Origin of the sequence: Candidatus Halocynthiibacter alkanivorans, from assembly GCF_003333265.1 — a bacterium.
GTDB classification, from domain to species: Bacteria; Pseudomonadota; Alphaproteobacteria; order Rhodobacterales; family Rhodobacteraceae; genus Halocyntiibacter_A; species Halocyntiibacter_A alkanivorans.
Genome location: NZ_QOLB01000085.1, coordinates 1 through 10,225 on the forward strand (window position 1 = coordinate 1; position 10,225 = coordinate 10,225).

Consider the following 10,225-nt stretch of genomic DNA (forward strand, 5'->3'; position numbering starts at 1 on the left):
TACGCCTCTTTCCTCCCAGTGTGAGGCGGACAAAGGCGGTGGTGCTTCTCCTCCCTGGCACCGCCGCTTTCAAAATTCCCCGGGACCGGGCACCTGCCCTCTCCCGACACAGATACGCCTCTATCCTCCCTGTGTGAGGCGGACAAAGGCGGTGGTGCTTCTCCTCCCTGGTGCCACCGCTTTCAATAATGGCCAGGATCGGTCTCGTGGGCCTTTCCTGAGCAGTGCGCCCCTTTACCGGGGCGTGAAAAAGCGGTGGCGCCTCTCCCCCCTGGCGCCGCCGCTTTTGTTCTCTGATCTGCGCTTGTTCCCATCCCCCCCTTGGTGAGCGCGCGGATAAACGGCGGCACCCTTCGCGGGCGCCGCCGTTTTTTTATGGGTGGGTTTTAGTGGGAAATCAGGGCGCGCCGGTGCGACGACGGCACCGGTACGCAGACGGGCAAGATATTACAGGCGAAGTGAACGGCCGTGTGTGATCTCTCCCCGGCTGTTGCGGCGCTGACGCCGGGCATTCCCGGCCCCCATCCGCAGCGTTCAGTCCGACAGCGGGGCAGCAATCGGCTCAAAGGGCCGGACCTGCCGCACTGAGATCAAAGCGCGGCGACGTCAAAACACGAAGAGCATCACCCCGGCCTGCCGCAAAACCAGCGGCGGCGGCACCAAACCGCGGCCAGAGCAAAGGCACTTCGTTGAGAATCGCTGGTGAAGCGCCCGGTCAGACACCGGCCAAAAAGCCGTCACCCCGGCCAGCCGATACCAGGGACAGGCAGGATCTAAAACGGCACGTCATCTGCCTGATCGGCGGGCACAATGAAGCCGGCGACCACGTTTTTGGAGCCGGCGCGCTCAAATTCGATGTCCAGCTTGTCGCCATCCACCGCCATCACCGAGCCATAACCGAACTTTTTGTGAAAGACGCGGTCCCCCTCGGCAAAGGCCGGCAGCGCTTTGGCGTTGATCACCATGCTCTGAGCGGCGGAAGGCTTGCCGCCAGATGCTCCGCCAGCGGTGCGGGTGCTACTGCCGTGTCGGGTCTGGCTGCGCGCCTGCAGCCGTTTCCAGCCGGGGGAATTGTAACCGCCGCCATCCTCGAGGCTCTGATCGAGACTGCTGGCCATGTCCCCAGCGCCGGTGCCACCACCATAAAGCCCGGTCTGCGTCAGCACATCGACGTGATCGGCGGGCAGTTCGTCAATGAACCGTGACGGCAACGCCGATTGCCACTGGCCAAACACACGCCGGTTGGCGGCAAAGGAGATGGTGCAGAGTTTTTCGGCACGGGTGATGCCGACATAGGCCAGCCGGCGCTCTTCTTCGAGGCCTTTCAGGCCACTTTCATCCATCGAGCGTTGCGAGGGAAACAGACCGTCTTCCCAGCCCGGCAGGAACACCGCAGGGAATTCGAGCCCTTTGGCGGCGTGCAGGGTCATGATCGAGACCTTTTCATCCGAATCACCGGCGGCATTGTCCATGATCAGCGACACGTGTTCGAGGAATCCGCCGAGGTTTTCGAACTGCTCCAGCGCTTTTACCAGTTCTTTCAGGTTTTCAAGCCGGCCCGGGGCTTCGGGGGTTTTGTCGTTTTGCCACATAGCGGTGTAGCCCGATTCGTCGAGAATCTGCTCCGCGATCTCAATGTGATTGTCGCCGTCGCGCTGCCGCGACATCCAGATATCAAGATTGACCATAAGTTTGGCCAGTTCAGACTTGGCCTTGCCCTTCAGATCGCCGTTGGCAAGCGCAATGCGGGCGCCCTCCGTCAGCGACACACCGTTCTCGCGGGCACAAAGCTGCATGGTCTGCATCGCCTTGTCACCGATGCCACGTTTGGGCGTGTTCACAATACGTTCAAAGGCCAGATCGTTGTCCGGGCTGGTCACCACCCGGAAATAAGCCATGGCGTCGCGGATCTCGAGCCGTTCATAAAAACGCGGACCACCAATGACACGATACGGCAAGCCGATGGTCAGGAACCGGTCCTCAAAGGCGCGCATCTGATGGCTGGCGCGCACCAGAATCGCCATGTCTTCCGGCGACACCGGGTCTTTGCCGCGGGTGCCGCGCTGCACGGCTTCGATCTCTTCGCCGATCCAGCGCGCCTCTTCTTCGCCGTCCCAGTGGCCGATCAGCCGCACCTTGTCGCCACCCTCTGCGGCGGTCCACAGCTGCTTGCCCAGGCGGCCTTCATTGCCGGCAATCACGCCGCTGGCCGCAGCCAGGATATGGGCGGTGGAGCGGTAGTTCTGCTCCAGACGCACCACGGTGGCACCGGGAAAATCCTTCTCAAAACGCAGGATATTGCCGACCTCAGCGCCGCGCCAGCCATAGATCGACTGATCGTCATCGCCGACACAACAGATGTTGTGATGGCCGGCGGCAAGCAGGCGCAGCCACATATATTGCGCCACGTTGGTATCCTGATATTCGTCCACCAGGATGAATTTGAACCAGCGCTGGTATTGCTCAAGAACATCTTGATTTTGCTGAAAAATAACCACCACATGCATCAGCAAATCGCCAAAGTCACAGGCGTTCAGAGCCCGCAGCCGGGCCTGGTACTCTGCGTAAAGTTTCGGGCCCTGACCGTTGAAAGCGCTGGCCTCGGATGCCGGCACCCGCTCCGGGGTCCATGCGTGGTTTTTCCAGCTGTCGATGATATTGGCAAGCTGGCGCGCGGGCCAGCGTTTGTCATCAATGCCCGCAGCCCGGATCTGTTGTTTCAACAGCCGGATCTGGTCATCGGTATCCAGGATGGTGAAATTCGATTTCAGCCCGACCAGTTCGCCGTGACGGCGCAGCAGTTTCACACAGATGGCATGAAAAGTGCCAAGCCAGGGCATGCCCTCGACCGTCTGCCCCAACAGGGTGGCGACCCGTTCTTTCATCTCGCGCGCGGCCTTGTTGGTGAAGGTCACCGACAGGATTTCATTGGGGCGGGCGCGGCCGGTGTTGAGCAGATGTGCAATGCGCGCGGTCAGCGCTTTGGTTTTGCCGGTGCCAGCGCCGGCCAGCATCAGAACCGGGCCGTCCAGCGCTTCGACCGCCTCGCGCTGCGCCGGGTTCAGCCCGTCCAGATAGGGCTTTGGGCGCGCCGCCATCGCCATCTGGCTCAGCGGGGTGCGGCCAGCGGCGGCGGCAGGGACACCGGGGGCGGCGGGCGGACGCGCGGCGGCGTCAAAATCATCATATTCATCAAAGCTGCTCATGGCGCAAACTTAGCGGCAATGTTCGCAGAGGGAAAGGTGCGTTCTACTAATGTTCCGCATTTTCAACCAGAGCAGCACCACCGTCCCGGCCCCACTGTTGCTGACGGCAATTCCCGGTGCGCTCCACCTGACGCTGACGGAACCGGATACAATTTTAGGTTTTGTGCAGACCTTAATTAACACGCGAGAAACCCAGGCTGTCCAGACTGTCTGAGTAGTGTCCTTTTATCTGGTTCCCGTATGAAAACCTCTGTTCACACCCTGATAACGTCCCGCCTTAAATCTGCAACGCTGGTGCTGGTCTTTATGGCCGTGGCCGCCAGCTCCTGGTGGGTGGTCAACTTTGTGCCGGAAGAGCTGACAGACCGGATGCTGGCCACCGATATTCGACTGCGTTCCGAACAGTGGAAGCGCCGGGTTCTGGTCCAGATTGCTTCTGGCAGTGAGGCGTTTGTGAACGGCGAGTTGAGCGAACGTGACATCAGCTTTCTGACTGACATCACCTCGACCTCCGATATCTACCGGTACAAATTATACCGCGCGGACGGCCAGGTGTTCTGGTCCAGCCGCGCCTCTGACATTGGCCAGATCAACACGAAGGATTATTTTGTGAACATGGTCGCCACCGGGCGGGTCTATCAAAAACACGTCGACTTGCCGATGTCTGAAATCGACGGAATGAATTTCCACGATGCCTCCATGATGGCTGACATGGAGCACGCGGTGTTTGAAATATATGAACCGGTGATGCAAGACGGTCAATTTGTTGGGGCCATTGAATTTTACACCGATGTCACCCGGCTGCATGAAACCTTTGTCGACCGGCTGCAGACCGGGCTGTTTATCATCGCCACTGTGGTTCTGACCCTGCTGGGGCTGTTTACCGTGATCACCCTCCAATCCGGTCGCTGGCAGGTAAACCAATTAAAGCAGCGCGCGCTAAAAGACCGTGTCTGGCGGGCAAAAGAGGCACGTATCGCGCGCGAGGTGAAACTGCTGGGCGAGCTGAACGAATGGCTGCAGTCCAGCCGCTCGCTGACGGAGCTGTTTGATATGGTGTCCCGCTTTATGGCCCATATTCTGCCGGGAATCGAAGGCACCATCTATGTCTATTCCAATTCGCGTGATGTGCTGGATGGCTGCGCCAGCTGGAATGGCGGCGTGCATCTCGACCATATCCACCCCGAAAGCTGTTGGGGGCTGCGCCGTGGCCGCTCCTATGTTTTTGGCCTGAGTGAGGTGGACTTCACCTGCGAGCACGCCGAGCCACACGATCAGAACCCCTATTTCTGTTTTCCGATCCTGGCCCATGGCGAAGCAGTGGGGCTGATGCATTTGAAAGCCGGGCGCATGATCACCGACGATGAGTTTCAGCAGACGCGCAAACTGGCACAGATGTGTGCCGAACAGATCTCGATGGCCATTGCCAATGTGCAGATGCGCGACCAGTTACAGGATCAGTCGGTGCGCGATTCTCTGACCGGGCTGTTCAACCGCCGCCACCTGACAGATTCCATGCGCAAGTTGATTCTGCGCGCGCAGAAGGATGCCCGGCCGCTTTCTGTGGTCGCGGTGGACGTGGATCATTTCAAGAAATTCAACGACAATCATGGCCATGATGCCGGCGATATGGTGCTGCGCGCGGTCGGTGCGGCGCTGGAGGCGGCGTGCGACGGCGATGAGGTGGCTTGTCGTTCCGGCGGCGAAGAGTTCATGTTACTGCTGCCGGATCTGAGCCCGGATGAGGCCTTTGAGCGCGCTGAGGCCCTGCGTCTGGCTGTGGAAAATATCACCGTGCGCTACGGCGACAAAACCCTGCCGCGCATCACCATTTCAGCCGGCCTGTCCAGTTATCCGCAGCACGGCACCATGCCGCAGGATCTGATGCGGTCTGCGGATGATGCGCTTTATGCCGCCAAGGGCAAAGGGCGCAACCAGGTGGCATGGGCCAACAACCAGCCACCGGAGCCCCCGATAACGGAGCCGGAGATGACGACGCCCAAGATGGCGGACACCACAGAAACCAGTGGCATCGCGCTGCACGGGTTGGAGCCGGATCCGTTCCGCCAGGGCCCGACGGCGCCGGAAACAGACGACCGGGAGGCCGGGTAAACGGGCCGGGGCGCAGCAATTGCGCTCCTTTGTCGTTTTAAGACATAAAAAGGGCGATCCCACACCACAGCCGGAGAAAGCAATTTCCTACCCCTTTAGGGGATTGTCTTGGCTGCTTAAGCTGTGCAAGACTGCGCTCGCTGCAATGCAGCATCTTCGCGTGGCCACCGCCCTGGTCTCCTGCCCTGGCGGTCAAACGTGTGTACCTTTTGGACCAACTTGGGGAGGTTGAACGTCCGACTATGGCAGATTTCAACAAGATTCTGATCGCCAACCGTGGCGAAATCGCGATCCGCATTATGCGCGCCGCCAATGAAATGGGCAAACGCACCGTCGCGGTCTATGCCGAAGAGGACAAACTGTCCCTGCACCGGTTCAAAGCCGATGAAGCCTATAAGATCGGCGAAGATCTCGGCCCGGTTGCCGCCTATCTGTCGATCGAAGAGATCATCCGGGTTGCCAAAATGTGTGGCGCCGATGCGATCCACCCCGGTTATGGTCTGCTGTCGGAAAACCCCCAATTTGTTGATGCCTGCGACGCCAATGGCATCGCGTTTATCGGCCCCAAAGCCGCCACCATGCGCGCCCTTGGCGACAAGGCCAGCGCCCGTAAAGTGGCGGTGACCGCCGGTGTGCCAGTGATCCCCGCCACCGAAGTGCTCGGCGACGACATGGACGCCATCCGGCTTGAGGCCGCTGAAGTGGGCTATCCGCTGATGCTGAAAGCCTCCTGGGGTGGTGGCGGACGCGGCATGCGTGCAATCATGGACGAGTCCGAGCTTGAGGAAAAAATCCGCGAAGGCCGCCGTGAAGCTGAAGCCGCCTTTGGCAATGGCGAAGGTTTCCTGGAAAAGATGATCATGCGCGCCCGCCATGTGGAAGTGCAGATCCTCGGCGATCAGCATGGTGAAGTGTACCACCTGTGGGAACGCGACTGTTCCGTGCAGCGGCGCAATCAAAAAGTGGTGGAACGTGCCCCGGCGCCCTACCTGTCGCAGGAACAACGTGAATCCCTCTGTGCGCTGGGCAAAAAGATCTGCCAGCATGTGAATTACGAATGCGCCGGCACGGTCGAATTTCTGATGGATATGGACAGCGATAAGTTCTATTTTATCGAAGTGAATCCGCGGGTTCAGGTTGAGCATACCGTCACCGAAGAAGTCACCGGCATTGACATCGTGCGCGCCCAGATCCTGATCGCCGAAGGCAAAACGCTGGCCGAAGCCACCGGCACCGCCAGCCAGGCCGATGTAAAACTGCACGGCCACGCGCTGCAGTGCCGCATCACGACAGAAGATCCGCTGAACAACTTCATCCCTGACTACGGCCGCATCACCGCTTATCGCGGCGCCACTGGTATGGGCATTCGTCTGGATGGCGGCACCGCTTATTCCGGCGCAGTGATCACCCGTTATTACGACAGCCTGCTGGAAAAAGTCACCGCCCGGGCGCCGACGCCGGAAATGGCGATTGCACGCATGGACCGGGCGCTGCGCGAATTCCGCATCCGCGGCGTGTCGACCAACATCGCCTTTGTGGAAAACCTGCTGAAACACCCGGTGTTTCTGAACAATGAATATCACACCAAATTCATTGACCAGACGCCCGATCTGTTTGACTTCAAACCCCGCCGGGACCGTGCCACGCGCATCCTGAACTATATTGCTGACATCACCGTCAACGGTCATCCTGAAACCGAAGGCCGCGCCAAACCCCATGCGGAAGCAAAACCACCTCAGGCACCCGTCACCCTGGTGGATACACCGGCGCCCGGCACCCGTCAGATTCTGGACAGCCAGGGTCCCGCGGCTGTCGCGGACTGGATGCTGGCGCAGAAACAGCTGCTGATCACCGATACCACCATGCGCGACGGGCATCAGTCGCTGCTGGCGACGCGGATGCGTTCGATCGATATGATCAAGGCCGCACCCGCCTATTCCGCCAATCTGCCACAGCTGTTCTCGGTCGAATGCTGGGGCGGCGCCACCTTTGATGTGGCCTATCGTTTCCTGCAGGAATGCCCCTGGCAGCGACTGCGCGATCTGCGCGAACGCATGCCCAACCTGATGACTCAGATGTTGCTGCGCGCCTCCAACGGCGTGGGCTATACCAACTACCCCGACAATGTGGTGCAGAGCTTTGTTGCCCAGGCAGCGAAATCGGGCGTCGATGTGTTCCGGGTGTTTGACAGCCTGAACTGGGTCGAAAACATGCGGGTGGCGATGGACGCGGTGATTGAAGCCGATAAGGTCTGCGAAGGCACCATCTGTTACACCGGCGATCTGTTTGACCCGGCGCGGAGCAAATATGACCTGAAATACTATGTGAATATGGGTCAGGAACTGCGCGACGCCGGCGCCCATGTGCTGGGTCTGAAAGACATGGCCGGGCTGCTCAAACCCGCCCAGGCCAGCGCCCTGGTCAAAGCGCTGAAAGAAGAGGTCGGCCTGCCGGTCCATTTCCACACCCATGACACTTCCGGCATTGCTGCGGCGACGATTCTTGCCGCTGCAGATGCGGGTGTCGACGCGGTGGATTGCGCCATGGATGCGTTTTCCGGCGGCACCAGCCAACCCTGCATGGGCTCAATTGTCGAAGCGTTGCGCCATTCTGAGCGCGACACCGGGCTGGATATCGGCGCCATTCGCACCCTGTCCAACTACTGGGAAGGCGTGCGCCATCAATACGCCGCCTTTGAAAGCGGCCTTGAGGCGCCGGCCTCAGAGGTCTATCTGCACGAGATGCCCGGCGGTCAGTTCACCAATCTGAAAGGCCAGGCCCGCAGCCTTGGCCTGGAAGATCGCTGGCATGAGGTGGCGCAGACCTACGCCGATGTGAACCAGATGTTTGGTGACATTGTCAAAGTGACTCCGAGCTCGAAAGTGGTGGGTGACATGGCCTTGATGATGGTCAGCCAGGGGCTCACCCGTGATCAGGTTGAAGACCCGAAATCAGACGTCGCCTTCCCGGATTCGGTGATCGATATGATGCGCGGCAATCTGGGCCAGCCTCCGGGTGGCTTCCCTGCCGGTATCGTTGCCAAGGTGCTTAAGGGCGAAAAACCGTCCATTGAGCGCCCGGGCAAAAACCTGGCTCCGGTGGATTTGGACGCGATACGTGGCGAGGCCACAGCGGCGCTTGGCTGTGATCTGGATGACGAGGATCTGAACGGTTACCTGATGTATCCAAAGGTCTTTTCCGATTATATCACCCGCCACGATACCTATGGGCCGGTGCGTACATTGCCAACGCCAACCTTCTTTTATGGCATGAAAGCCGGTGAAGAAATTTCGGCCGAGATTGACCCGGGCAAGACACTGGAAATCCGCTGTCTGGTGGTAGGGCAGACCAATGACGAAGGTCAGGCCAAAGTGTTCTTTGAACTGAACGGGCAACCCCGCACCGTGCGGGTCACCGACCGCAAGGCCGCCGCCACCACAACCGTGCGCCCCAAAGCCGAAGCCGGCAACGTCAACCACATCGGCGCGCCGATGCCCGGCGTCGTTGCCACGGTTGCGGTGCAGCCTGGCCAGCAGGTGAAAGAGGGTGATCTGTTGCTGACCATCGAGGCGATGAAAATGGAGACTGGCATCCATGCGGAACGTGACGCGGTGATCTCTGCGCTCCATGTCAGCCCCGGATCGCAAATCGACGCCAAGGATCTTCTGGTCGAACTGAGCTGACTGAGATGCCCTGACATCTAAACTGACCAGTTCAGAAAAAGTGAACGGCTCGCCCCTAGGCGAGTCGTTTTTTATTTGGCAGGGTCACAGGAATGTGAAAACTCCGGAGACACCAATGCGCCAGATTACGACCATTACCGCAGCCGTTACCGCTGCCTTTATTGGCCTCACCTCCCCGCTGAGCGCGGAAGTGAACCCGGCAAGTTTCAACCCGGAGCCCCTGCAACAGACCAGCCAGGGCGACCCGGTTCAACGATTCCAGAGCAATGATCCGGAGATGGCAGCGGCGGTGGCTGAGGCCTGCGCCAGGCTCGACCGTTTTTTCGGTGCGGTGCTGAATGAGGCCGGTGTCTCTGGCAAAAGCGCTTATGTCAAAGTCTTGTTTCCGGTCGGTCTGGACGGCGAATCCGAAATGATCTGGGTCGGGCCGTTCATCCGCTATGACGACGGTGGTTTTGGCGGTTTGCTGCTGAACAACCCCAATTATATGGGCGCCCTGAAAGCCGGCGACCAGGTCTATTTTGACCAGGCGATGATCACCGACTGGTCGGTCACCGGCAAGGACGGGCGGCAATACGGCAATTACACCGCCCGGGTGATGCTGTCGCGGCTGCCAGAAGCAGAGGCGGCGCCGGTTCTGGCCGCCTTTACCGAGAACCCGCTTCCCAAAAGCTGGCGTTGAGCAAGCGGAGCCAGGCCCTGGTATGACGCCAGGGCACTGACTTCGGCGGATGACGCGCGGGAACGCCGCGGCGCCGCTTTTCAATTGTTCTGATCTCTGCAAGCCTCGCGCGACATAATTCACGCGGGGCGACATGCAATGCAACTGACCACACCACTCTATGCCGGAATTCTGGCGCTGATTTTCATCGCGCTGAGCATGCGGGTGGTGAACAGCCGCCACCGGGAAAAAGTGTCGCTTGGGGATGGCGACAATCACATGCTGAACCGCCAGATCCGGGTGCATGGCAATTTCGCCGAATACACACCGATGACGCTTTTGCTGATCCTGATGGCGGAACTGCAGGGCCTGCCGCTGTTTCTGGTGCATATGCTCGGCATTGCACTGGTTGCAGGGCGCGTGATTCATGCGCTCTCAATCGCCGGAGAACGCACCAGCTTCGGACAGCGAAAAACCGGCATGCTGCTGACCTTCTTCGCTGTTGCAGCGGCCGGCGTCGCCAATATCGGCCTGGCGCTGTTCTGACCCGGCCCCGCCGGAAC

General features: G+C 59.8%; 5 protein-coding genes. 4 read left to right on the forward strand and 1 reads right to left on the reverse strand.

Features of this window, described 5'->3' with window-relative positions; translation table 11 throughout:
* Positions 1 to 773: 773 nt before the first annotated feature.
* A complete protein-coding gene (locus tag DWA01_RS10100) occupies positions 774 to 3,206 on the reverse strand; it encodes an ATP-dependent helicase (RefSeq protein ID WP_114285721.1) in 2,433 nt (810 codons plus the stop codon).
* 240 nt (positions 3,207 to 3,446) lie between these two features.
* On the opposite strand from DWA01_RS10100, the gene DWA01_RS10105 reads away from it, so the two are divergent.
* From DWA01_RS10105 to DWA01_RS10120, 4 genes are all read left to right on the forward strand, one after another.
* Positions 3,447 to 5,318 carry a sensor domain-containing diguanylate cyclase gene (locus DWA01_RS10105; protein ID WP_235008505.1) on the forward strand — a complete coding sequence of 624 codons (1,872 nt, stop codon included), beginning with the start codon at positions 3,447 to 3,449 and terminating at the stop codon, positions 5,316 to 5,318.
* Positions 5,319 to 5,560: 242 nt separating this feature from the next.
* Entirely contained in the window at positions 5,561 to 9,001 is a 3,441-nt protein-coding gene (locus DWA01_RS10110) for a pyruvate carboxylase (protein ID WP_114285722.1), read from the forward strand.
* Between the two features lie 115 nt (positions 9,002 to 9,116).
* Positions 9,117 to 9,683, forward strand: coding sequence for a DUF2314 domain-containing protein (locus DWA01_RS10115; protein WP_114285723.1), 567 nt, complete (start codon positions 9,117 to 9,119; stop codon positions 9,681 to 9,683).
* 138 nt (positions 9,684 to 9,821) lie between these two features.
* Positions 9,822 to 10,208 (forward strand): MAPEG family protein, encoded by a 387-nt coding sequence (locus DWA01_RS10120; RefSeq protein WP_114285724.1) that lies wholly within the window; start codon positions 9,822 to 9,824, stop codon positions 10,206 to 10,208.
* Positions 10,209 to 10,225 lie beyond the last annotated feature (17 nt).